The organism is Celeribacter baekdonensis B30 (assembly GCF_000299875.1).
Classification (GTDB): Bacteria; Pseudomonadota; Alphaproteobacteria; order Rhodobacterales; family Rhodobacteraceae; genus Celeribacter; species Celeribacter baekdonensis_A.
On record NZ_AMRK01000002.1, the window covers coordinates 23,750 to 48,553 of the forward strand.

Consider the following 24,804-nt stretch of genomic DNA (forward strand, 5'->3'; position numbering starts at 1 on the left):
GCGGGGGTCAACGCGCGGCGCTTCAGGGGGGCCATAGTGGGGGCCCGAATGCCCCCCACGCATTTGTTTTGCCTCGGGTTTATTCAAACACGGCGGAGGGGTTGTCCAAGCTGTCAGAGCCCTCAACCGAAACCTCGCCCGCTTGCAAAACCGTCACGGCCCGCTCAATCGAGCGTGTTTGCAGCACAAGGGCATCAACCGCCGACATGATCAACTCTTCGCCCGCCGCATTGCCGCGCGCAAGCATTTGGTCATAGGAAAATCCGGCTTCGGCGGCGGCTTTGATCTGACCCAATTCGGCCACGGAATGATCCACCGCCGCGCTCAATTCTGCACCCGCCTCCGGGTCTGCCGCAGTCAACAGATCGGCCAGGCTTTCGCCGCGGATCAACGTGCCATCGCTTCGTACATATTGGCCGGTAAAGACATTGCGCATCCCCAAACCGTCATAGAAATGTGAATTGTGGGTGTTGTCGGAGAAACAATCATGCTCCTCTTCCGGGTCATTGAGCATCAGGCCGAGCTTCATCCGTTCGCCGCCCAATTCGCCGTAGGACAAGGACCCCATGCCCGTGAGCATCGCCACAATACCGGCTGCCGGATCGGCCAGAACTGTCTCACGCGCTTCGCCGCCCTCGGCCCATTTCCCGACCATATATTCGAGGTCCGAGATCAACAGATCGGTGGCCGCAGTCAAATAGTGCCCACGCCGATCACAGTTGCCGTTGGTGCAGCCCTCGCCCACCACATAATCGGTGTAGGGGCGGTTGCCCGCGCCATGCTCAGTGCCGTTCAAATCCTGACCCCAGAGCAGGAATTCGATGGCATGATAGCCGGAGGCGACATTGGCCTCGACCTCATCCGCCTCATGCAATGTCTCGCCGATCAGCTCGGGCGTGATCTCGGTGGCGTCAATCTCGGTACCCGACAGGGTAAATTTCGGCGTGGCGATGACATTGAGCGCGGCATACTCGTTCTCGTCTGTCGGTCCGCCATAGGAGGCGTCGACATAGTCGATCAGCCCTTCGTCAAGCGGCCAGGCGTTCACCTTGCCCTCCCAGTCATCGACGATGGGGTTGCCGAAACGGAAGACTTCAGTTTGCTGATAGGGCACACGAGCGGCGATCCATGCTGTGCGCGCCGCTGTCAGGCCTGCCTCGGACGGCTCGGTCAACAGCGTGTCAATGGCTGTGCGCAACTCCTGCGCCTTGATCAACGCGTCCTCAAACGTGGCGTGGCCGATCTCGACATAGGTGTCCACCACCTCTTTTTCGCCCGCAAAGGCCGGTGCCAGCGGCAGGGTGGCGGCGAACAGTGCCGTCGTCGTCATGCGTTTCATCAGTCTTATCCCTTTCCTGTGCCCCACCGCCTCTTTGGGCGGTCAAGATCACGTTCCATTTGCCCCGCGTTCGGGCGGTGGCTCATGGGGTCAATAACTGACTTTTTTAGTATGTTATGTCAATCCCGATTGTTTTAATTGGAATTGAACACCGCATAGCCCCTGTCAGAAAACGTCGTAAACTACTGTTTTCGCGCCTCAATCCAAGGTCTGCCGATACCGCCGCAAGGCCACAATCACCACCACGACCAAGATCACAGCAATCGCCAACATATCCGGTGCCACCTCGCGCAGACCGCCATCTTTGAGCATCACCTTGCGGACAACCCGCAAAAAATGCGTCGCGGGAATCGCTGTGCCAAGCGCCTGCGCCCAGCCCGGCATCGCCGCAAACGGGAACATGAACCCGGACAAAAGAATGGTCGGCAGGATGGTGAAAAACGACAATTGCATCGCCTGCATTTGCGACCGCGCCATGGTCGAGACCAGAAATCCAATCGCCAGATTGACCACGATATAAAGGTTGAAACCAAGGAAAAACGCCAGAAATGCCCCCTCGAACGGCACATCGAACAACACCCGTGCTGCGATCAAAAACACCAGCGTTTGCACATAGCCGACAAAGACATAGGGGATGATTTTGCCCAACATCACCTCGGCGGGCGTCACTGGCGTGGCAATCAGGCTTTCCATCGTGCCACGTTCGCTTTCGCGCACAATCGCCACCGCCGTGATCATCACCATGGTCATCGACAGGATCACCGCCAAGAGCCCCGGTACGATGTTGGTCGAGGTCTTGCCCTCGGGATTGAACGCCCGGTGGATGACCATATCAAACGGCGCAGGCGCCCCCGCCGCAAAGGCCAGAGGCCCGGTCAGGCTTTGCGCAATCGCGGTGTTGACCACACCATTGATCGCCCCAATCGCGCCCCCCGCCGCCACCGGATCGGAGGCATCCACCGTCAACAAAATCTCGGGGCGCAGCCCCCGGATCATATCGCGATCAAACCCCGGCGGCACGGTCAGGATCACCGTGGCACGGCCATCTCGCAGCGCCAGATCACTTTCCGCCTCAGAGGTCGAAACCCCAATGAAATCAAAATATTCGGAGGTGTCCATCGCCGTCGTCAACGCATGCAAAATCGGGCTTTCCTCGGTCATTTCCACCAAGGTCGGCAGGTGACGCGGATCGGTGTCGATGGCATAGCCAAACAGCAAAAGTTGCACCACCGGAATGCCGATCATCATCGCAAAGGTCACGCGATCACGACGCATTTGGATGAATTCCTTGATCAGAACCCCGGCAAAGCTCGCCCATGAAAAGAACCGCCCCCGCCCGCTCATGATACGACCTCCAACTCAGCGCCAAAGTTGTCGCGCGCCCCCGCCATGAGGTAGATAAATGCCTCCTCAAGCCCGGCTTTTTTGGCGCGCCACTCATGGCTGCCGTGTGCGGTTTCGCGTTTGGCCAGCGCCTCAAGCGCCGCTTTGTCCGTGCCCGACACATGCAATTCCGCGCCAAAGCGGATCACCTGCCCGGCTGCGGCGTCTTGTTTCAAACGCTCTTCCAAAGGTGTCAAATCCGGCCCTGTCACCACGAATGTGTGCAATCCGATCTGGCCGGGGATCTCGGACGCCGCCCCGTCGATCAACTTTTTGCCATAGGCGATATAGGCGATGTGGTCGCATTGCACCGCCTCGTCCATGTAATGGGTCGACACCAAAACCGTCACGCCTTTGGCGCTCAACCGTCTGATTTCATCCCAAAAATCGCGCCGCGCCTTGGGGTCCACCCCCGCTGTCGGTTCGTCCAGAAGCAACAGGTCCGGCGCATGGATCATACAGGCCGCGAGCGCCAAGCGCTGCTTCCAGCCCCCCGACAACGTGCCCGCCAATTGATGCGCCCGGCCCTCAAGCCCGAGATCGCGCACCGCGTCTAAAACCTGTTGCTTGCGGTTCGGCATATCAAACATCCGCGCCACGAAATCGAGGTTCTCCGCGATGGTCAGGTCTTCGTAAAGCGAAAACTTTTGCGTCATGTAGCCGACGCGCTTTTTGATTTCGCGCGACTGTTTGACGATGTCGAGGCCAAGGCAATGTCCCTCGCCCGCATCCGGCGTCAACAACCCGCACATCATTCGAATGGTGGTGGTTTTGCCCGACCCGTTCGGCCCCAGAAAGCCATAAATCGCGCCCTTTTTGACCTCCATATCAAAACCATCGACGACCTTGCGGGTGCCAAAAATCTTGGTCAATCCGCGCACGGAAATGGCAATGTCATCGGCGTGACCAAACCCCGTTTCCATGGCCTATTTCCCCACCGCTGAGGCGGCATCGACCGTGATCGGTTGCCCCGGCAAAACGCCCTTTGGTTCGATCACATCGGCCTCGACCCGGTAAACCAAGCGGCCGCGTTGTTCGCGGGTGTAAAGGATCGGCGGAGTGTATTGCGGGTCCGAGGCCATGCGGGTGATTTTTGCTGTTAAATCAATTGGACAGCCGTCACACCTCAGCTGAACCACATCACCAGACTGCAAATCCGCGCGCTCGGATTCCGGCACGAAAAACAGCGCCGTCAAATCGCCCGGCGGCAACAGCGCCACCACAGGCACGCCTGTGGCGGCCACTTCACCGGCGTCGAAATAGACCTTATCGACCCGCCCCGCCTGAGGCGCGCGCACCTGTCGGTCCTCAAGGTTAGACTGTGCCAAATCGACCTGCGCGCGGGCCGCCTCAACCCCCGCCTCGGCGGCCACACGTTGGGCCGCGCGGGCGGGCAATTCCGCCACTTTCAACTGCGCTTCGAAATTGGCGACCGAGGCGGCGGCCTCGTCCACCGCCGCTTGCCCGTCATCGACCGCCGCCTGCGTGGTTGCCCCTTTGGCCAACAATGCCTTGGCCCGGTCGAGCCGGGTTTGGGCAATGTCATAGGCCACGCGAGCTTGGCGCAACGAGGCGCGGATGACCTCCGTTTCTGCCTCGCGCGATCCGGTGGACAGGTTTTCCAATTCGGCCTGAGCCTGTGCCAATTGCGCCTCGGCACTGCGCAAACTGGCTTTGGCTTGGCCATCCTCAAGGGCAAAAAGCAACGCCCCCGCCGCCACCTCCTGACCTTCCGTCACCGTGATTTGATCAATCCGGCCACTGGCAGCAGCGGCGGCATAGACGTAATCGCCTTCGATATAGCCGTCATAAACATAGGGCGGCGCGGGGGTGAATCCCGGATAAATCGCAGCAATGACAGCGACAATCCAGCTTGGGAGATCAGCCATGGGACATGTCCTTTTGGGGGGAGGGATCGGGCGATGGGTCAGGGTCCAGCCCGGCAAAGAAGATCGACAAATGGGTGTCGAGCAATGTGGCGAGTTTCAGTTCTCCGGGGGCGGCGCCAGAGGGGCGGATGCCAAACACATCCTCCAACATCACATGCATCAAAAATGGTCCGATCAGACAGCGCACTGCCATTTCCGGGTCGATTTTGCGGATATATCCGCCCTCCACCGCCTGCGAAAACAGCGCGGTGAGCGCGGGAAAGGCCGTGCCAATCACCTGTTCGCGGTACATTTCGGCCAGTTTCGGATGGCTCGGCGCCTCTCTGATGATCAGCTTTGGCACCGCCAAAACCCGCGGATCAGAGACGCGTTCCACAAAGATTGGCACGAGCCGGATCAACAGCGGGCGCGGGTCACCGCGCCACGCGGTGATGTGATCCGCCATTTTGCCGACGAAACTGCCGACCGCGCGATGCACCAGCGCTTCGATCACTGCGTCTTTGGACGGGAAATAAAGGTAAACCGCACCTTTCGAGACCCCCGCGCGGCGGGCGATGTCTTCGACCCGGGTGCGGTCAAACCCCTTTTCCGCAAACAGATCGAGCGCCGCGTCCAAAATCTCGTCTGGGCGCGCGTCTTTGCGGCGGCGGAATTTTGGTTCTGGCTCGGTCTGATCTGTCTCGGGCCGATCCTCAGGCTGCGCTGTCACGGGAGGCTCCTGTTGAGTCGCAAATATAAATAACTGACCAGTCATTTATTTATATTAAGCCACCAAGTAAAGATAAATCGTGTCGGGCCGGGTTTGCGCAACACCCCTGCGCCGCCAATAAGGCCTCTCTCGATCACCCTTCGGACCTCAATCGGGAGCGACACAAAACAGCAAATAAGGCCATTGTAAAATCATAAAGTTACAAGCCAAATCAAACCCATGCGAGCCTTGATTTATGTCAACGCCACGTCCGACGAACCCCGCGATGCTGTGTCAGGCCAGACCTCATAAGGCATCTGACATGTCCCATTCTGTAGACCCAAAAGCCGACTCAGCCCCCGGCAGCAAACGCAAAGATTTCACCCCTCTCATTGATCACACCAAGATCGGTGGCACGGGGCCTGTGCGCCGTCAAATCCCACAATATGTGACCTTGACCCCGCCCTGTGCAGCGGCCTGTCCGGCAGGCGAAAACATCCGCGAATGGTTGGCACGCGCAATGGCGGGCGACTACCGCGCCGCTTGGGACATCCTCACAGCCGACAACCCGATGCCCGCCGTGCATGGCCGGGTCTGTTACCACCCCTGCGAGGGCGGTTGTAACCGCGGTGAGGTCGACACCTCCGTGTCGATCCACGCGATTGAGCGGTTTTTGGGCGATATGGCCAATGCAAAAGGCTGGGCCTTCAAAGCGGTGGCCCCGCCCTCCGGCAAAAAAATCCTGATCGTCGGCGCGGGCCCATCCGGCCTGTCCTGCGCCTATCACCTTGCCCGTCTCGGCCATCACGTCGAAATGCGCGAGGCCGGTCCCGTGGCGGGCGGCATGATGCATTTCGGCATTCCCGCCTACCGGATGCCGCGCGCTGAATTGGCCCGCGATATCGCCCGGATCGAAGCGCTTGGGGTGAAAATCGCCCTCAATCATAAGGTCACCGACCTGATGGCGGAAAAGACCGAGGGCGGCTTTGACGCGGTCTATTTGGCGATTGGTGCCGGGGCGGGCAAACATGTCGATATCCCTTTGAGAGAAGCGCCGAAAATCCTTGATGCTGTGCGCCTGTTGTCCGATGCCTCCAAAGGCGACGCGCCGCTTTTGGGCCGTCGGGTCATCGTCTATGGCGGCGGCAACACCGCGATGGATGCGGCACGCACGGCCAAACGGCTGGGTGCAACAGAAACGCTGATCGTCTACCGTCGCGACCGCGCCCATATGCCCGCGCATCAATTTGAGGCCGACGAGGCCATGGCGGAAGGCATTAAAATCAAATGGTTGACGACGATCAAAGAGATCGACGGGGAAGATTTGAAAGTCGAGCGGATGGAAATCGGCGCAGAGGGGCGCGCTCTGCCCACGGGCGAATTTGAAACATTATCCGCCGATGCCGTGGTCTTGGCCTTGGGTCAGGAAACCGACAGCAGCTTTCTCAAGAACGTCCCCGGATTGACCTTCAGTTGGAATGGCACGGTCAAGGTCGATGCCACCCGGATGACCGGCGCGGCGGGCATTTTTGCCGGCGGCGATATGGTCCCCGACCAGCAAAGCGTCACCATCGCCACAGGCCACGGCAAACTGGCCGCCCGCCACATCAACGCTTGGCTTGCGGGCACGGCCTATGTGGCCGACGAGGCCCCCGCCTTGGTCACCGGCGACATGTTGCACCTGCCGGTTTACTCCGATGTTGATCCGAAAGAACAAGCCGCGCTCGCCACCAGCCAACGCCAAAGTTTTGACGAAGTCCTCAGCGGATTGTCCGAGCGCGAGGCCCGCTATGAGGCGTCGCGCTGTTACTCCTGCGGGTCGTGTTACGAATGCGACAATTGCTTTGCCGCCTGCCCCGAAGACGCGATTGTCAAACTGGGAACGGGCTTGGGCTATGAGATCGACCCGGAGAAATGCACCGGCTGCCAAAGCTGTTTCGATCAATGTCCCTGCCATGCGCTTGAGATGATCCCGGAGGATCTTCACCATGCTTGATCACCCCCATACGACGCCCGAACACGCCATCATGGACGGCAACGCCGCCGTGGCGCATGTGGCCTACCGCGTCAACGAGGTCTGTTCGATCTACCCGATCACGCCATCCTCGCCGATGGCCGAATTGGCCGATGATTGGACTGCTTTGGGGGTCAAAAACATCTGGGGCGACATTCCGGTGATTCAGGAAATGCAATCCGAAGGCGGCGCGGCCGGCACAGTCCACGGCGCATTGCAAGCGGGCGCTTTGACCACCACCTTCACCGCCTCGCAGGGCCTGATGTTGATGCTGCCCAATATGTTCAAAATCGCTGGCGAACTGACGCCGACGGTGTTTCACATCGCGGCGCGCTCACTGGCCACCCACGCCCTGTCGATCTTTGGCGACCACTCGGATGTTATGGCCGCGCGCTCCACCGGCTTTGCCATGTTGGCGTCAGCCTCCGTGCAAGAAGCGCATGACATGGCGCTGATTGCGCAGGCCGCCACGTTGAAATCCCGCGTCCCTTTCATGCATTTCTTTGACGGGTTTCGCACAAGCCACGAGGTCAATACGCTCAACCTGATCCCCGACGGGCAAATCCGCATGATGATTGGCGACGATCTCGTGCGGGCGCATCGCAAACGGGCTTTGTCGCCGGAAACCCCGTTTATCCGTGGCACTGCGCAAAACCCCGACGTGTTTTTCCAAGGCCGCGAAGCCTCGAACCTGTTTTACGCCGCCACGCCCGACATTGTTGCGCAGGAAATGACGAAACTTGGCGCGATGACCGGGCGGCACTACAAACCGTTCGATTATATCGGTGCGCCGGACGCCACCCGCGTGGTGATTGCCATGGGCTCGGGCGTCGATGTGATTTCGGCCACGGTGGCGGATCTGGTCGCGAAAGGCGAGAAAATCGGCCTCATCGTGGTACGGCTGTATCGCCCGTTTTCGGCCGCGCATTTCCTTTCCGCACTGCCCGATACTGTAACAAAAATCGCCGTTCTGGACCGCTCGAAAGAAAGCGGGGCCAGTGGCGAGCCGCTCTATCTCGACGTGGTCTCAACCCTGATGGAAGCGGTCGCCACAGGCATCCGCGCCACCCTGCCGCGTGTCATCGGCGGGCGCTACGGCCTCAGCTCCAAAGACTTCACCCCAGCCCAAGCCAAAGCGGTGTTTGACAATCTGTCCGAAGACCCGCCAAAGACGAATTTCACCGTCGGTATCCATGACGATGTGACCTTTACCTCTCTGCCCATTGATCCCAGCTATGACATCGAAAAAGACACCATCGTGCGCGCAGTGTTTTACGGCTTGGGCGCGGATGGCACGGTGGGGGCCAACAAGAACTCGGTCAAAATCATCGCCCATGAGCCGGGCCATTTTGCCCAAGGCTATTTCGTCTATGACAGCCACAAATCCGGCGCGATCACCGAAAGCCACCTGCGCTTTGGTCCCGAGCCCATCGCCGCACCTTATCTGATCGCTTCGGCCAATTTCGTCGCCTGTCATCAGTTCCATTTCCTGATGAAAATGGATGTGCTCAAACTCGCCGCCCCCGGCGCAACCTTCCTGTTGAATTCGCCTTATGGGCCGGAGACCACATGGGACCGCCTGCCGCGCTCCGCACAGCAAACGATCATCGACAAGCGGTTGAAATTCTTCGTCATCGATGCCTCGGCTGCCGCCCGCGATGTGGGCCTAGGCGCCCGCACCAACACCATCCTTCAGACCTGTTTCTTTGCCCTCTCAAACGTCTTGCCGCGTGAGGAAGCGATTGTCAAAATCAAAGCGGCGATTGAGAAAACCTACACCAAAAAGGGCCAACATATCGTTGATATGAACTTTGCCGCCGTCGATGGTGCACTGGCCGGATTGCATGAAATTGCGGTGCCGAGGGCGGCCACAAGCACACTCGAACGCCCCGCCTTGGTGCCTCATGACGCCCCTGATTTCGTCCGCGAAGTCACAGCGAAAATGATGGAGGGCCTCGGCGACGACATTCCAGTCTCCGCCCTGCCCGTCGATGGCACTTTTCCGTCCGGCACCGCCGCGTGGGAAAAACGCAATGTGGCTGAGGATGTGCCGGTCTGGATCGCGGACGAGTGCATTCAATGTGGCCAATGTTCCTTCGTCTGCCCGCATTCGGTCATTCGCGCGAAATATTTTGACGAAGAGCTGCTTTCAAACGCCCCCAAAAGCTTTAAATCCGCACCGATCAACACCCGCGGTTACCCCGGCGCGCAATTCGCGCTTGAGTTCTATTTGGAGGATTGCACCGGCTGCTCGCTATGTGTCGAGGCCTGCCCGGCGGTGTCGCCCGATGACCCGTCTCACAAAGCCATCAACATGGTGATCAAAGGCGATTTGCCCGAAAAGGAACGCGAAAATATTGCGTTTTTTGAAAGCCTTCCGGTCAATGACCGATCCCGCGTCGATTTCGCCAATGTGCGCGGCGTGCAGTTTTTGGAACCGCTGTTCGAATTCCCCGGCGCCTGCGCGGGCTGTGGCGAAACGCCTTACGTCAAACTGCTGTCGCAGCTCTTTGGCGACCGTCTCATGGTGGCCAATGCCACCGGATGTTCGTCTATTTACGGCGGCAATCTGCCCGTCACGCCTTGGACCAAAAACGTCGAGGGGCGCGGTCCAGCCTGGGCCAACTCACTCTTTGAAGACAACGCCGAATTTGGCCTTGGCTTCCGTTTGGCCGTCGACAAACAAACCGATGTGGCGCGCGCGCTATTGACCGGCATGGCAAGTGACGTAGGAGAGAATTTGGTCGACGCCATCCTCACCGCGCCGCAAATCCGCGAAAGTGAAATCCGCACCCAACGCGAACGGGTGGCGGAGCTGCGGGTCAAGCTATTAAGCCTGCCGCAAACCTCTGAGGTCGAGCACCTGTTGTCGCTGTCCGATCACCTCGTCAAACGCGCCATCTGGCTCGTTGGCGGCGATGGTTGGGCCTATGACATCGGCTACGGAGGCCTTGATCACGTCTTGGCCTCGGGCCGCAACGTCAACATTCTGGTGATGGACACCGAGGTCTATTCCAACACCGGAGGGCAGGCCTCAAAGGCCACGCCACTGGGCGCAATCGCCAAATTCGCCGCCGCCGGAAAACGCACCAACCGCAAAGACATGGCGCTGCAAGCCATCGCCTATGGCAATGTCTATGTGGCGCAGGTTGCCTTGGGCGCGAACCCGCAACACACCCTGCGCGCCTTCCGCGAGGCCGAGGCGTGGGACGGGCCGTCGATCATCCTCGCCTACTCTCATTGCATCGCGCATGGGATCGACATGTCGAAAGGCATGGATCAACAAGCCAAGGCAGTGAAATCCGGCTATTGGCCGCTGTTGCGCTATGATCCGGCGCTGCATGGCTCGGGCGAGCCGCCCTTCCGCCTCGACAGCCCGCGCCCGAGCCTGGCCTTCAAAGACTATGCCTACGGCGAGTTGCGGTATCGCGCCCTGACAAAATCGCGCCCCGAAGAGGCGGCGGACCTTTTGGCCTTGGCGCAAAAAGGCATCATCGACAAATACCGCACCTATGAGGAATTCGCCGAGATGGAAAAAGGCCCGGACCCAAGCCGGGTGATGGGCACGGGGTCGTTTTAACCAAACCCTCTGCGGTCAACACAGACAGTCACCTCATCCGACCCCGCGAGGATTTGGGTGAGGCCCTTCTTTATGGAAAAGTTAAAGAGATCGTGAACACGCCCGCAAAAACTTGCGTTTTTATGGGGTTAGCTTAAGTATGACAAAGTTGGGTTGCTGCCGCACCCTGCTGCCCCAAGGAGTCACGCATATGTTCACCCGTCGCCATTTCATTCAAACCTCCACCGCGCTGTTTTCCGCAACTGCCCTCGGCGCGGTGGCGACACCGGCCATGGCCGCGACAAAAAGCGATTGGGAGGCCTGGGATGCGCAGGTGACGCCCGCGAATTTCGATCTTGAAACCACCAACCCTTGGGATCTGCACGATCGGTTTTTGCCGCGCCGGGTTGAAGCCAATGCCGGTCTCGTCCCCGGTGACATCCATGTCGATGCGGTTGCGCGCTATCTCTATCTGATCGAAGAGGGCGGCACCGCGATGCGCTATGGCGTGGCGATTGGGCGGGACGGTCTCTATGAACCCGGCACCTATGCGATCAAACGCAAGGTGAAATGGCCCACTTGGACCCCGACCCCCAACATGATCAAACGCGAGCCGGAAACCTATGCGCAATACGCCGATGGGATGGCGCCGGGCCCGCGCAACGCACTTGGCTCGCGCGCGCTCTATCTCTACGTGGGCAACCGCGACACCTATCTGCGCATCCATGGCACGCCCTACCCGCGTTCTATCGGGTCGCGCGCCAGTTCGGGCTGTGTGCGGATGGTCATGGCCCATGTGATCGACCTCTATGATCGGGTCGACACCGGCGCCACCGCCCATCTTTATCCGGCGGAACGGGTCGTCACAGCGCAAAGCTGATACGACCCGACCCGCCCTCAGATCACATCGCCGTCAGTTGCGGTTCTTGTTGCTGTGCGCAAATCACATTGCCGCGCGGGGTGCGCAACGGCAACATTGTCGTCTCGACCGGGCCAACATGCTGATACCAGAAACAGCCGTCTTTGGGGTTGAGCTGAACGGCATTGAGGTTTTGATCCGGGGCCGCGAGGGCAAGGACGCTCTCGGGCACCTCTTTGAGAAACCCCTCCGGCGTCACCTGTGTCATCGGGTCCGCGCAGCCCGCCAAAGCCACCAATCCCGCCAGTACAAAACCATATTTCATCGACTTTTTCCTTTTGCGTCACTCATCGCCAAAGCGTTTCGAAACCAAGCTGAGACACAACTTATTTACGAAACACATGCAATACCTATAGGGTTTGTGCGTTTCACGCCAAAGCTTTAAGCCAAGTTTGTCGCGAAACGCTTTCACCTCCCCTTTAGGCGTTTCCCGCCCGCCTGTCCCGCAGAAAGACGCCACACCTCTTTCGAGAAAGACAGAGGGCCAGATGTCACCCGTGTCAATTCACGGGCGTGATCAACGCCTCACCGGCAAAAAACGCCGCCAAATTGGCGCATTGCGCCATGGACATATCGCGGCGGGTTTCGACAGTCGAAGACGCCTGATGCGGCTGTAACAACACATTGTCCATCGCGATCAACCGCGCATCGACATGCGGCTCATTGTAAAACACATCCAACCCGGCGCCAGCGATTTTGCCCTGTTGCAACGCCTCGATCAGCGCCTCTTCGTCAATGCATGTGCCGCGCGCGATGTTGATCACCACGCCCTGCGGCCCCAGTGCTTCGATGGCCGCGCGCGAGACATAGCCGCGCGTGCTGTCCCCGCCGACCACGGCGACCACAAGCCAATCGACCGCCGCCGCCAAAGCCACCACATCGGTGTGATAGGTCCAGCCGGGCGTGTCCTTTTCCCCCCGTGAGCAATAGTGGACCTCCATGTTGAATGCCGCCAAACGATCGGCAATGGCACGGCCGATCCGGCCCATCCCAGCAATGCCCACCTTGGCCCCGGACATTTTGCGATTGAGCGGCAATTCGCGCCCCGATGCCCATGTGCCATTGCGCACCCACGCGTCGCCTTGCGGGATTTGGCGCGCCCAGCCCAGCATCATCGCCACCGCCAAATCCGCCACATCTTCGTTCAACACATCCGGTGTATTGGTCACTTTGATCCCACGCGCCGTCGCCGCCGCGACGTCGATCGCATCATAGCCGACGCCAAATTGCGCGATGAGTTTGAGATTGGGAAACAGGTCCATTTGTGCGCCATCAATCGCCCGATGGCCCTTGTTCGCAATGGCTTTGATTGAGGCACGCTGATCCGCAGGCAAGGCTGCGCGGGCTTCTTTGGTTCCGGCACGCAGCGCCGGGGCGACGACCTCGATCCGCGCAATTTCATCCGGGGTGAAGCTGTCAGAAGAAATAAGGGTCACAGGATCAGACAGACGCAGGTCAGACATGTGGCGGGTCCTTTTCAAAACAAGAGAGCATGTATGGCGCGCGGCCTTGCGGACTGTGTCATTTGATCACGGCGAGGAAAAGCGCAAATTGCCCGATGTCCCCTCGGGCTTCCCCTGCGCTGAGCCGCCTTATTCGAAGAACTGGTCGGGATCGACCCGCCCAAATGGCGCTCTGGAGTCGCCATTGATTTGGGAAATGGGCCGGTTCGACAGGTGCATGATGGCCATGGGCGACATTTCCGGCGCTTTGGGGCTGGGCGTGGTCGGCCAGTGGATGACCGACTGCCGGGTCTGATGCTGGATCGGTTCGAAGACCTCACCGGCACGCCGATTTACTCTGTGGCTTTTCTAAAGGTTTTTCGGGAAAGGCGGTTGACGACCGCCTTAAAACGTATATACAAAGATCAACCCGAACCGAGACATCACATGCCCCCCAAAAGCAAAAAAGACAGCAGTTTGATCATTCGCCTGCCCAAGGCAGACCGGGATGACTTTGTCGCGCTTTGCGAGAAAACCGGCACCTCGGCTTCACGCGAATTGCGCGAGCATATTCAGAAATTCATCAAGAAAAACAGTAAGAAAGGATCGTCCTCGTGAAAACGCTACTGGTCGCCAACAGCAAAGGTGGATCCGGCAAAACCATGACGGCGATCACATTGGCCGCGGCGTTGAAAGCGGCGGGGTTCAAGGTCGCTTTGGCTGATGCCGACCCGCAACAATCGGCGCGCCAATGGGGCAAACGCCGCTCCGCCTATGCGCCACATATCCCCTTGCTCGATTGGTCCGGCACGGCGCGGCCTTCGGTGCCCAAAAAGACCGAATGGCTGGTGATCGACAGCGGCGCGGGGCTTGGCGCGGAAGAGGCAAAACCGTTTTTGAAAGACGCCGATGTCATGGTCACCCCGGTGATGGCCTCGATGTTTGACGAATTGGCGGCCAAAGGGTTTTTGAAATCCCTGCGCGAGATCAAACAGATCAAAAAAGGCAAAATCGACATCCTGCCCATTGGGTCACGGATTGATCCAAGGCGCAAAGATGCACGGTTGTTAAAGGAATTCCTGGCGGCCAATGGTCAAGAGCTTGTGACCATGATCTCGGAACGCGCCGCCTATGTCGATTTGGCCCGCGAAGGCCTGTCGATTTTCGACCAAAAACAGGCACGATTCACGCCGATCAAACAGCAATGGCAGCCGGTGCTCAAACGCATGGGTGTCAAACTCTAAATTCAGGCGCTCTGGCCCACAGATTTTGCCCTCTGGCCGCATGACGAAGCAGTAAGAATCGGCCAATCTGCCCCGGCAAAGACGGGTCAGTCGCGCGACTGTCATATTCGCGACACAGCTCGGCGCTACCTCCATGCAACACCGCTTAGAGGACACTACGCGCATGATCCCATCCGCCTTCACCGCCCCCGGCCGTTTTTATCGCGGCAATCTTCACACCCATTCCACGCTCTCCGACGGGATATTGGACCCTGCCGAGGTCTGCCGTCGCTATAAAGCCGAGGGCTATGATTTCATTGCCCTGACGGATCATTTCGTCGGCGTTTACAACTATCCACTGGCCGACACTGTGCCATTCCGCGATGACGCGTTTACCACGATCTTGGGTGCTGAATTGCATTCGGGCGCGATGGAAAATGGCGAGCTTTGGCATATTCTCGCGGTCGGCCTGCCCGCCGATTTCGCGCCCTCCAACAGCCCGGCCTTTGTGCCCGTGGAAGGCCAAGAAACCGGCCCCGAACTTGCCCAACGCGCCCGTGACGCAGGCGCTTTTGTCGCCGTGGCACATCCGCAATGGTCGGGCATGTCGCTCGCAGATGCGCGCTCCATCGAGGCCGCCCATGCGGTCGAGATTTACAACCACGGCTGTGCCATGGGCTGTGATCGCGCAGATGGGGCGTTTTATGCCGATTTGTTGCTCTCGGAAGGTCGCGACCTGACCCTGATCGCCACCGATGACGCACATTTTTCCGAGCCCGACCATTTCGGCGGCTGGGTCATGGTCAAATCCGAAGAGAACACCCCGGAAGCACTTTTGGAGGCGCTCAAACGCGGCGATTTCTATAGCTCGCAAGGCCCGGAATTGCGCCACGTCGAGGTAAGCGACAAAGCGATGACGGTGCAGTGCAGCGCCGTCTCCTCCGTGATCGTGCAGGGCCATGGCAGCGCCGCCACCGCCGTCCACGGCGCAAGCCTGACCCAAGCAGAGGTGCCGTTGGGGCGGTTTTTCAACAGCCCTTGGCTGCGTGTGACGGTGTTGGATCGGGCCGGAAAACGGGCATGGTCCAACCCAATGCCCAACCCGGCCTATAAAATGCCGAAAAAATAGTCATATCCGGTCGCGCCTCAAACGGGCGCGACCGCTGTCACTTCGACCTCGACCAAAAACTCTGCACGGGTGAAGCCCGTGACGATGATCAGGGTGGAGGCGGGTTTGACCGCGACCTGCGCCAACCACGCATCGCGCACCGCCATATAGGTCGCAAAATCTTCGCGCCGGGTGACAAACGCGGAGATGCGGATCACATCGGATCGTCCCGCACCCGCCTCTGTCAAAATCGCGTCAATATTGGCGAAACACTGTTCTGACTGGGCTTTGACGCCCTCGGGACAGGTGCCATCGGGGGCAAGGCCAAGTTGACCCGACGTCACGATGATCCGCCCACCCGGACCCGCATCAATCCCATGCGAATAGGCGCCAAAAGGCGCGGCAATACTCGGGGGCGTCAGGGCTTTTTTCATCGTCGGCACATCCATTTGAGATTCGGTCGCATGCCCTCTGCATGGCAGGTTGCACCGAAAAAGACCCGAATTGTGTACAATGGCGCATCCGAAATCCCCGTCTATCGCATGATATTTGACCATCCGGCCAGAAAATCGCCGCAGAATTGTGCAATTCACGTTTGCCCAATCAAAAGCGCCGCCCCGCCCTACCCTTCCCCCCGGAACCGCTCGCTAGGATGGTCTTCGGAATTTCACCCACGGAGAATTGACATGACACTCAAACGCGTCCTCGCGGGGCTGACACTTGCCGCGACCACGTCCACCGCCGCCCTCACGGGAGCGATGGCCGCCGATCTGACCCCGGTCACCTTTGGCACCAACTGGCTGGCTCAGGCCGAGCACGGTGGCTATTACCAAGCGGTCGCAGATGGCACCTATGCCGAATGCGGTCTGGATGTGACCATCCAATCTGGCGGCCCACAGGTGAACAACCGCGCCTTGTTGCTGGCCAATAAAATTCAGTTTCACATGGGTGGCGATCTTTTGCAGGCTTTCAATGCCGCCAAAGAGGGCATCCCGGTTGTGGCCGTGGCCGCCACGTTTCAAAAACACCCGCAGGTGATCATCGCCCACCCCGGCCAGGCGGACACATTCGCCGACCTGACAAAGCTGACGCTGTTGATCGGCGACAACGGCTTTGCCTCCTATTACCAATGGATGATGGCCGCCTATGGCTTTACCGCTGAACAGCGCGAACCCTACACGTTCAACCCCGCCCCGTTCCTGGCCGATGAAGGCAAGGCGATGCAGGGCTACCTGTCCTCCGAACCCTATGTGATTGAAAAAGAGGGTGGTTTTACCCCTGACGTGTTCCTGATCGCGGATGCGGGCTATTCGACCTATGCCACCACCATCGAAACCATGCAGAACACCATTGAGGAAAGCCCCGAATCTGTGGCCTGTTTCGTCGATGGCTCGGCCAAGGGCTGGTACAATTACATCTATGGCGATCACTCGGCCGCCGATGCGATGATCATGGCCGCCAACCCGGACATGACCCAGGACAAGATCGACTTTGCCATCGAGAAAATGAAATCAGAAGGCATCGTCGACAGTGGCGACGCGCTTGAGCTGGGCATCGGGGCGATGACCGATGAAAAGATCAAAGATTTCTACGACAAAATGGTCGATGCGGGCGTGATCGAGGCGGGGCTGGATTATTCTGCCGCGTACACCTTGGCCTTCACCAACAAAAAGGTCGGGATGGATCTCAAATAAGACCTTTGGCCTGAGACCCTCCCTGACATCTCACACGGGGGCGCGATCCGTTTGTCCCGCCCCCGTGATCTCTAAAACCAGCAGGTAAACATGACCTCCCCCAACATAATTCCGCCCATGGGCCAGCGCGAAAAGCTCTTGGATATGGTGAATGTCGATAAGGTGTTCAACGGCAATGTCGTGGCCCTCAAAGACATGAACCTGACCGTCAATCAGGGCGATTTCATTTCGCTTTTGGGGCCCTCTGGCTGTGGCAAATCCACCGCTTTGCGGCTGATTTCCGGGCTGATGCGGCCCACCTCGGGTCAGATTTCGTGGGAGGGCGGTCAAAACTCTGGCGATCTGGGCGTGGTGTTCCAAGAGCCCACTTTGATGCCCTGGGCCACGGTCGAGCAAAACGTCTGGCTGCCATTTCGCCTGCGCGGCAAATCGCTTTCGGATGTGCAGGACGAGATCATGTGGGCGCTCAACATGGTTGGCCTTGAGAAATTCCAACGCTCTTATCCGCGCGAACTCTCGGGGGGGATGAAAATGCGCGTTTCCATCGCCCGTGCTTTGGTCACAGAGCCGCGGCTGATCCTGATGGATGAACCTTTCGCCGCCTTGGATGAAATCACCCGGCACAAATTGAACAACGATCTGTTGGACCTCAGAGACAAATTGAAATGCACGGTGATTTTCGTCACCCATTCGGTGTTTGAATCGGTGTTTCTTTCGGATCGCATCGTTGTCATGGCGGCGCGTCCGGGGCGGGTGTCCTCGGAGGTCACGGTCGATGCGCCCTACCCGCGCACCGAAGACTTCCGCACCTCCGCCGCCTATGCCGACCTGTGCCGCAAGGCCTCGGACGCATTGCACGGCGCAATGAATCAACATGGCGCGAGGGCTTCCGCATGAGTTTGACCGATATGAACCCACCGCTGGTGGTCGACGAAGAAGAACTGCGCCACGCCCGCGCCCAAAAACGCGAGCGCATCGCCAAATGGGTCCTGCCCGTTGTGGTGATCGCTCTTGCGATTTTCATGTGGGATCGGATCGTGGTCTGGAATGACATCCCGCATTACATTTTGCCCGGTCCCGGCCTTGTGATCACAACCCTGATTGCCGATTGGGGCATGTTGTCCTCTGCCCTTGTTGTGACGTTGAAAATCACTTTGGCCGCTCTGTCGGTGGCGGTGATCGGCGGCGTGGGGCTGGCGATCCTGTTCACCCAATCGCGCTATTTCGAGATGTCGTTTTACCCGTTCGCGGTGATCCTTCAGGTCACGCCCGTGGTCTCGATCGCGCCGTTGATTTTCATCTATGTCGAAAACCGTCTGGCGGGCCTGTTGCTTTGTGCGTGGATCGTGGCGTTTTTCCCGATCCTGTCCAACACCACGCTGGGCCTCAATTCCACCGACCATAACCTGCGCGATCTCTATAAAATCTACGGCGCGACCCGGTGGCAACGCCTGCGCTATCTGCAACTGCCGACCGCGCTGCCGTATTTCTTGGGCGGGCTTCGCATTGCCGGGGGTCTGTCCTTGATCGGGGCAGTGGTGGCCGAATATGTCGCGGGCACGGGTGGCATCGGATCGGGTTTGGCGTTTCGCATCCTTGAGGCGGGGTATCGCCTCAACATTCCGCGCATGTTCGCGGCGCTTCTTTTGATCGCGGCCACAGGCGTCGTGATCTTTACCGCAGCCTCGCTTTTAAGCCACGCGCTGCTTCACAAATGGCACGAAAGTGCGATCAAACGGGAGTCATAAGGAACCTGAATGAGCTTTTGCGTTCTGCCCAGCGGCGCGAAGATACTTGAAAACGTCACCCTCCCGGCCTGCCTTATGGGCCTTGAGGGGGATCTTATCCAAACCAACCTGACCATTGCAGATGGCAAGATCACATCAACGGACGCTGGAGCCTCAGCCGAAACTGTGATCCCCAGATTTGATATGAAAGGCGCAATGGTCTTTCCCTGTTTTGTCGATATGCACACGCATTTGGACAAGGGGCACATTTGGCCACGGGCCTCAAACCCGGACGGCTCTTTCATGGGCGCGCTCAACACAGTGCGTGCAGATCACGGCAATTGGACGGCCGAGGATGTCGCCGCGCGGATGGATTTCGCCCTGCGCTGCGCCTATGCCCATGGCACCAAGGCGATCCGCACCCATATCGACAGCCTGGACAATCTCGCCGCCTCCTCCTTTGGCGTGATTGCCGAGATGCAGGACAGATGGCGTGGCAAGATTGAGCTTCAGGCCTCCTGTCTGGTGGCCGTTGACCGGATTTTCCGTGACGAGGGCGATTTCCCCGCGATTGCGAAAATTGTCGCGGAGGGCGGTCACACGCTTGGGTCGGTCACCTATCCGGTGCCAGACCTGAAAGAGCGGCTGTTGGATTTCTTTCACTTCGCGATACTCTATGATTTGGACGTCGATTTTCACGTCGATGAAACCGACGATCCCACCTCGGACACGCTGCGCACCATCGCCGAAACCGTTTTGGAACTGGGCTTTAAAAACGCCGTCACCGTGGGGCATTGTTGCTCAATCTCGGTGATGCCGGAGGAAACCGCGAACGAAATCATCGCGCTGGTGGCCGAGGCCGGGCTCAACGTCGTCTCCCTACCGATGTGCAACATGTATCTGCAAGACCGCACTCCGGGCCGCACACCGCGGTGGCGCGGTGTGACCATGGCGCATGAGTTGAAAGCCGCCGGGGTCAACGTCTCCTTTGCCTCGGACAACACCCGCGATCCGTTCTACGCCTATGGCGATCTCGACATGATCGAGGTCATGCGCGAAGCCACGCGGATTTGTCATTTGGATCATGGCCGCACCGATTGGGCCGAGGCGTTTTTGACCAATCCGGCCCGCGCCTGTGGCTTTGACGCCCCCTCATTGACCGTCGGCGCCCCTGCCGATCTGGTCCTGTGCAACGCACGAAACTGGACCGAGCTTTTCGCCCGTCCACAGGCCGACCGGGTGGTTTTACGGGACGGAGATCCCATCGACCGCAGCCTGCCGTCCTACAGTGAACTCGATCAAATTGTGAGCAAATCCCATGTCTGACATGAAACCCAATATCGCCGCCGCCAAGGCCGCGCTGTCCCATATTGAAATGGACGAAAGCCCCGTCACCATCCGCAACAAATCCCGCGATTTCTTTTGGTATTCGCCGGTTCTTAAGGCGGAAATGGACCATTTGGAGGCCGATTTCGTCGTCAATCCAAAATCCGAAGCCGAGGTGATCGAGGTCCTCAAGGTCTGCTATGCCCATGACGTCCCCGTCACCATGCGCGGCGGCGGCACCGGCAATTACGGCCAAGCCATGCCCTTGGCGGGCGGCTGTGTCATGCACATCACCGGCATGAATAGGATCAAAGAGATCGGCCAAGGTTATGTCATCGCCGAACCCGGCATCATCATCAAAGAGCTCGACGCCGAACTGAAAGAAAAATCCGGTCAGGAATTGCGCATGTTCCCCTCGACCTATTCCCAAGCCTCGCTTGGCGGCTTTGTCGCCGGTGGCTCCGGCGGGGTTGGATCGGCCAATTGGGGTGCGCTGCGCGATCTGGGCAACATCAACCGGTTGCGCATTGTGACCATGGAGGCCGAGCCGCGCGTGTTGGAGTTCACCGGCGAAGAATTGCACCGGGTCAGCCACGCTTACGGCACCAACGGCATCATCACCGAACTCGAAATGCCGCTCGCCCCCGCCTATGATTGGGTCGAGATGTTCGTGCGCTTTGACACCTTCCGCGCGGCCACAGAATTCGCCGGGACGCTGACCAAGGAGCCGGGCATCCTGATCAAACTCGCCTCGGTCTATGGCGCACCGATTGCGCATAAATATTTCCAGCGCGTCAAAGCCCATGTCACCGAGGACGATCACCTCTGCGGGTTGATGGTCGCGCCACAGTCGATGGACGGGTTCCTGACCCTGTTGGCGCGGTTTGACGAGGGCGAGGTGATTTACCGCTCCGACGATGTGGTTTGGGACCGCCACCCCGGTCCGATCTATGAATATGGCTGGAACCACACCACCCTGCGGGCGCTGAAATTTGAGAAAGACCTGACCTATCTTCAGGTCCGTTACGGTGGCGATGTGGACAAGGTCATGGCCGCCTCAGAGGCCTTTGCGGACAAGCTTTACATGCACCTCGAAGTCATGCGCGAAGGCGGTGGGATTTCCTTTGCTGGCTTGCCCATCGTGCAACCGATGAGCAAGGCGGAGCTGGATCAACTGGTCGCCGATCACGAGGCGATGGGCTGTATGATTTTCAACCCGCATCGCTACACCTTGGAAGAGGGCGGACGGCAATCCGCCGACCAGCGCCAGCTTGATTTCAAACGCGAAGCTGATCCCAAAGGCCTTTTGAATCCTGGCAAAATGATCACCTGGGATGAACCGGATTTCGACTATTCGGATATGTATTCCTACAAAGGCATCCTCCCAAAACCTGAGGCCGCCGAATGACCCAGCCCCGCACAGCCACCAAAGGCCGTGTGCTCGTGCTCTACGCCCACCCCTGCCCCGAAAGCTTTAACGCGGCGGTGCATGAGGTGGTCGTCGGCACGCTGACCGCATCCGGCTGGGAGGTCGATGATTGCGACCTCAATGCCGAAGGCTTTTTCCCGGTGCTCACAGAGATCGAGCGCCGGGGCTATCATGACGAACCCGCAAACATCGAACCGGTCAAAGACTATGTCGCTCGCGTCAAAGCTGCCGATGCGTTGGTCATGGTGTTTCCGGTGTGGAATTTCGGCTATCCCGCAATCCTCAAAGGCTTTTTAGACCGGGTGTTCTTGCCGGGGATCAGTTTCAAACTGGTCGATGGCAAGGTCCGCCCCGGCCTGACCAACATCAAAAAGCTCTACGCCTGCACCACCTATGGCGGCACCCGTTGGCGCGCGATCCAAAACGCCGATCCACCCCGTAAAACCGTCACCCGTGCGGTGTGGTATGCCTGTGGCATGCCAAAAAAGAAATACATCGGCCTCTACGACATGAACCGCAACACCAAGCCAAAGCTCAAAGCGCATCTCGAACGGGTGCGGCGCGAGATGGAGGCGTTTTGAATGCGCGCGCTTGTCATCTACTGCCACCCGCGCGAGACCTCGTTCAACCGCGGCATTCGCGATTTGGTCCTCACGCGGCTCAGCGCCGCCGGGGCCGAGGTGCGCCTACGCGATCTTTATGCCGAAGGGTTCAATCCGGTCATGTCGGCCTATGATCACGAGACCTACGAAACCGTGCCGGAGAACCGCAAGCGGGTCGAGCGCGATTGTACCGACCTTGAATGGTGCGACACGCTGATCTTTATCTACCCGACGTGGTGGTACGGCTTGCCCGCCATGCTCAAGGGCTGGTTGGACCGGGCTTTGGTGCCCGACGTGGCGTTTATCATGCCGAAATCCGAGGGCGAGGACATCAAACCCGGCCTCACCCATATCACCAAACTGGGCGTGTTCACCACCTGCGGCGCCTCCCGTTGGCTGACCTTTCTGGTCGGCGCGCCGGGCAAGCGCACGTTGACGCGCGGGCTGCGGATCATCTTGGCGAAACGCTGTAAAACCGCCTTTGCCGCGCATTTCCTGATGGACAGTTCCACGCCTGAAAGCCGCGCCAAACACCTGACGCGGGTGCAAAAGCGGCTCGACCGGCTCATTGCTGCCCCAACCCCAAAGGAGGGATGAATGGATATTCCTGTTCTCGATTGGCAACGCTTTGCCTCCGGCTCCGATGTCGACGGCTTTGTACGCGACCTGGGCCGGGCGTGCCGCGAAACCGGGTTCTTTTTGATCACCGGCCACGGCATTCCCGACGACTTGATCAAGGATGTCTTTGCCAAGGGTGACACGTTTTTCGCGCGTCCCATGGCCGAAAAATCAAAAGTCGACATTCGCAACAACCCGCACAATCGCGGCTGGGCCTGTGAAGGCTCTGAGGCGCTGGACGAAACCTCCGGCCAAATGGACCGCAAAGAGGCGTTCAATGTCGGGCTTGATCTGGCCGCCAACGATCCGCGTGTTCTCAATGGCGAGCCTTTCCGGGGCGTCAATATCTGGCCCGAAATCGACGGCTTTCGCGACACCATGCTGGCCTATTACGATCAGATCTGGGCCCTGTCGCGCGCGTTGCACCGGGCGTTTGAACTGGACCTGAACCTGCCGCAGGACTATTTTGCGCCCCATTTCACCGCCCCCTTGGCGACCCTGCGCGTGCTCTCTTATCCGGCCGCGACAGACGGGACGGGCATCGGCGCGGGCGCGCATACGGATTATGGCTCTGTCACCCTGCTGATGACCGATGGCGTCGGCGGGTTGCAGGTCAAACCGCGCGGTCTGGATTGGATCGACGCGCCGCATGTGCCCGGCGCTTTCGTGGTCAATATCGGTGACTGTTTGATGCGGTGGAGCAATGACATCTATGTCTCCACCCCGCATCGGGTTTTGCCGCCCAAAACCGCCCGCCGCTCAATCGCCTTTTTCCTCGACCCGAACCCGGACAGCGTGATCACCGCCCTGCCCGGCACCGGCGAGGCCAAATATGCCGCCATAACCGGCGCCGACTATCTGCGCTCGCGCCTGGACGCGACCTATACCCCAAAGGACATCACATGAGCCGTCTTGCAGAAAAAAGATACGACTGGGCCGAGTTCCGCACCACGGAGTTCGCCGATATGGACCCGGAAAAAACCATCGTCATCCTGCCCACCGCCGCCGTTGAACAACACGGGCCACACCTGCCCGTCGGCGTCGATCAGTACATCAACGAAGGCATGTTGGCGCATCTGCGCGCCACCTGCCCCGAGGACATCAATATCCTGATCCTGCCGGTGCAGGCGGTCGGCAAATCCAACGAGCATATCCACGCCAAAGGCACGCTGACCTATACGGCCAAAACCGCGCTTGACGCCTGGACCGAGATCGGGCTGTCGGTGGCGCGGGCGGGGTTGAAAAAGATGGTGATCGTCAATTCCCACGGCGGCAATCTGGACCTGATCTCGATCTTGGGCCGCGAGTTGCGGGTGCAGGCCGGGATGATGGTGGTGAAATGCCAATGGGGCAATTTTGGCAAGCCCGAGGGCCTGTATTCAGCGCAGGAAAGCACCTACGGCATCCATGGCGGTGATCTTGAGACCTCCCTGATGCTGCATTTCAAACCGCATCTGGTGGACATGTCCAAAGCCGAAGATTTCCGCTCAACGGCAGAAACCGCGCCGATCTCACCAATCGGTCCGGTGAACCTCGCGTGGGTGTCCAAAGACCTGAACCCCAAAGGCACAGTCGGCGAAGCGCATCTGGCCACCGCCGAGAAAGGCGTCGCCACCTGCGCCCATCAAGTTTCGGGGTTTATCGACATGCTCAAGGAGTTCCGTGACCTGTCCTCTGAGGGCTACGCGCGCACGATACCGGATTGATCCTGCGGGTGAGAAGCGATGACAAAGGGGGCCGATTGGTCCCCTTTTTGTTGGAGTGTTGTTATGACGCGAAGGGCGGGTTGAAGCCCTTCATTGGCATACCCTGAAGGCCAAAATATGTTTTTTTCAGGCAAAGAG

Annotated in this window: 24 protein-coding genes; 16 read left to right on the plus strand and 8 right to left on the minus strand. The window is 59.1% G+C overall.

The features are described from left to right. Positions 1-79: 79 nt before the first annotated feature. The 5 genes from B30_RS03625 to B30_RS03645 all read right to left on the minus strand — a co-directional run bounded on the left by B30_RS03625 (position 80) and on the right by B30_RS03645 (position 5,320). Entirely contained in the window at positions 80-1,339 is a 1,260-nt protein-coding gene (locus B30_RS03625) for an imelysin family protein (protein WP_009570658.1), read from the minus strand. 198 nt (positions 1,340-1,537) lie between these two features. Next, positions 1,538-2,683: an ABC transporter permease gene (locus tag B30_RS03630; protein WP_009570659.1), complete on the minus strand. Its 1,146-nt coding sequence runs from the start codon at positions 2,681-2,683 to the stop codon at positions 1,538-1,540. Next, entirely contained in the window at positions 2,680-3,645 is a 966-nt protein-coding gene (locus tag B30_RS03635) for an ABC transporter ATP-binding protein (protein ID WP_009570660.1), read from the minus strand. The genes B30_RS03630 and B30_RS03635 overlap by 4 nt, the downstream gene beginning before the upstream one ends. A 3-nt stretch (positions 3,646-3,648) precedes the next feature. Continuing rightward, the gene (locus tag B30_RS03640) at positions 3,649-4,611 is read right to left on the minus strand and encodes an HlyD family secretion protein (RefSeq protein WP_009570661.1); all 963 of its coding nucleotides are present in this window, start codon (positions 4,609-4,611) and stop codon (positions 3,649-3,651) included. Beyond that, positions 4,604-5,320, minus strand: coding sequence for a TetR/AcrR family transcriptional regulator (locus B30_RS03645; RefSeq protein ID WP_009570662.1), 717 nt, complete (start codon positions 5,318-5,320; stop codon positions 4,604-4,606). The genes B30_RS03640 and B30_RS03645 overlap by 8 nt, the downstream gene beginning before the upstream one ends. A 301-nt stretch (positions 5,321-5,621) precedes the next feature. Here B30_RS03645 and B30_RS03650 point away from each other — a divergent pair, with 301 nt between their 5' ends. The 3 genes from B30_RS03650 to B30_RS03660 all read left to right on the plus strand — a co-directional run bounded on the left by B30_RS03650 (position 5,622) and on the right by B30_RS03660 (position 11,752). Further along, positions 5,622-7,295: an NAD(P)-binding protein gene (locus tag B30_RS03650; RefSeq protein ID WP_009570664.1), complete on the plus strand. Its 1,674-nt coding sequence runs from the start codon at positions 5,622-5,624 to the stop codon at positions 7,293-7,295. Then, positions 7,288-10,893: a pyruvate:ferredoxin (flavodoxin) oxidoreductase gene (gene nifJ / locus B30_RS03655; RefSeq protein ID WP_009570665.1), complete on the plus strand. Its 3,606-nt coding sequence runs from the start codon at positions 7,288-7,290 to the stop codon at positions 10,891-10,893. Before B30_RS03650 ends, nifJ begins: the two co-directional genes overlap by 8 nt. A gap of 190 nt (positions 10,894-11,083) precedes the next feature. Continuing rightward, positions 11,084-11,752: a L,D-transpeptidase gene (locus B30_RS03660; protein WP_009570666.1), complete on the plus strand. Its 669-nt coding sequence runs from the start codon at positions 11,084-11,086 to the stop codon at positions 11,750-11,752. Between the two features lie 22 nt (positions 11,753-11,774). Here the strand turns inward: B30_RS03660 and B30_RS03665 are convergent, their stop codons facing one another. Together B30_RS03665 and B30_RS03670 are read right to left on the minus strand one after the other, a co-directional pair. Further along, the gene (locus tag B30_RS03665; RefSeq protein WP_009570667.1) at positions 11,775-12,056 is read right to left on the minus strand and encodes a hypothetical protein; all 282 of its coding nucleotides are present in this window, start codon (positions 12,054-12,056) and stop codon (positions 11,775-11,777) included. A gap of 235 nt (positions 12,057-12,291) precedes the next feature. Then, on the minus strand, positions 12,292-13,254 hold the full coding sequence (locus B30_RS03670) for a 2-hydroxyacid dehydrogenase (RefSeq protein ID WP_009570668.1): 963 nt from the start codon (positions 13,252-13,254) through the stop codon (positions 12,292-12,294). 46 nt (positions 13,255-13,300) lie between these two features. Between B30_RS03670 and B30_RS21250 the strand changes: the two genes are divergently transcribed. The 4 genes from B30_RS21250 (at position 13,301) to B30_RS03690 (ending at position 15,585) form a co-directional block, all read left to right on the plus strand. Next, on the plus strand, positions 13,301-13,549 hold the full coding sequence (locus B30_RS21250; protein WP_157789782.1) for a hypothetical protein: 249 nt from the start codon (positions 13,301-13,303) through the stop codon (positions 13,547-13,549). A 131-nt stretch (positions 13,550-13,680) separates the two neighbouring features. Next, entirely contained in the window at positions 13,681-13,851 is a 171-nt protein-coding gene (locus tag B30_RS22315) for a hypothetical protein (protein ID WP_176832834.1), read from the plus strand. Then, entirely contained in the window at positions 13,848-14,477 is a 630-nt protein-coding gene (locus B30_RS03685) for a ParA family protein (protein ID WP_009570671.1), read from the plus strand. Before B30_RS22315 ends, B30_RS03685 begins: the two co-directional genes overlap by 4 nt. 163 nt (positions 14,478-14,640) lie before the next feature. After that, entirely contained in the window at positions 14,641-15,585 is a 945-nt protein-coding gene (locus B30_RS03690) for a PHP domain-containing protein (RefSeq protein ID WP_009570672.1), read from the plus strand. 17 nt (positions 15,586-15,602) lie between these two features. On the opposite strand, the gene B30_RS03695 is transcribed toward B30_RS03690, so the two are convergent. Further along, the gene (locus tag B30_RS03695) at positions 15,603-15,998 is read right to left on the minus strand and encodes a RidA family protein (RefSeq protein ID WP_040401891.1); all 396 of its coding nucleotides are present in this window, start codon (positions 15,996-15,998) and stop codon (positions 15,603-15,605) included. 252 nt (positions 15,999-16,250) lie between these two features. On the opposite strand from B30_RS03695, the gene B30_RS03700 reads away from it, so the two are divergent. The 9 genes from B30_RS03700 to B30_RS03740 all read left to right on the plus strand — a co-directional run bounded on the left by B30_RS03700 (position 16,251) and on the right by B30_RS03740 (position 24,666). After that, positions 16,251-17,258: an ABC transporter substrate-binding protein gene (locus tag B30_RS03700; protein WP_009570674.1), complete on the plus strand. Its 1,008-nt coding sequence runs from the start codon at positions 16,251-16,253 to the stop codon at positions 17,256-17,258. A gap of 90 nt (positions 17,259-17,348) precedes the next feature. Further along, positions 17,349-18,155 carry an ABC transporter ATP-binding protein gene (locus tag B30_RS03705; protein WP_040401862.1) on the plus strand — a complete coding sequence of 269 codons (807 nt, stop codon included), beginning with the start codon at positions 17,349-17,351 and terminating at the stop codon, positions 18,153-18,155. Then, a complete protein-coding gene (locus B30_RS03710; protein ID WP_009570676.1) occupies positions 18,152-19,006 on the plus strand; it encodes an ABC transporter permease in 855 nt (284 codons plus the stop codon). Before B30_RS03705 ends, B30_RS03710 begins: the two co-directional genes overlap by 4 nt. 9 nt (positions 19,007-19,015) lie before the next feature. Beyond that, positions 19,016-20,311 (plus strand): cytosine deaminase, encoded by a 1,296-nt coding sequence (locus B30_RS03715; protein WP_009570677.1) that lies wholly within the window; start codon positions 19,016-19,018, stop codon positions 20,309-20,311. Further along, positions 20,304-21,719 (plus strand): FAD-binding oxidoreductase, encoded by a 1,416-nt coding sequence (locus B30_RS03720; RefSeq protein WP_009570678.1) that lies wholly within the window; start codon positions 20,304-20,306, stop codon positions 21,717-21,719. The genes B30_RS03715 and B30_RS03720 overlap by 8 nt, the downstream gene beginning before the upstream one ends. Beyond that, complete coding sequence (locus tag B30_RS03725; RefSeq protein ID WP_009570679.1) at positions 21,716-22,321, plus strand: NAD(P)H-dependent oxidoreductase; 606 nt, start codon at positions 21,716-21,718, stop codon at positions 22,319-22,321. The genes B30_RS03720 and B30_RS03725 overlap by 4 nt, the downstream gene beginning before the upstream one ends. Then, complete coding sequence (locus B30_RS03730; RefSeq protein ID WP_009570680.1) at positions 22,322-22,939, plus strand: NAD(P)H-dependent oxidoreductase; 618 nt, start codon at positions 22,322-22,324, stop codon at positions 22,937-22,939. After that, positions 22,940-23,866 carry an isopenicillin N synthase family dioxygenase gene (locus B30_RS03735; RefSeq protein ID WP_009570681.1) on the plus strand — a complete coding sequence of 309 codons (927 nt, stop codon included), beginning with the start codon at positions 22,940-22,942 and terminating at the stop codon, positions 23,864-23,866. Beyond that, on the plus strand, positions 23,863-24,666 hold the full coding sequence (locus tag B30_RS03740; protein ID WP_009570682.1) for a creatininase family protein: 804 nt from the start codon (positions 23,863-23,865) through the stop codon (positions 24,664-24,666). The genes B30_RS03735 and B30_RS03740 overlap by 4 nt, the downstream gene beginning before the upstream one ends. Positions 24,667-24,804: the final 138 nt, after the last annotated feature.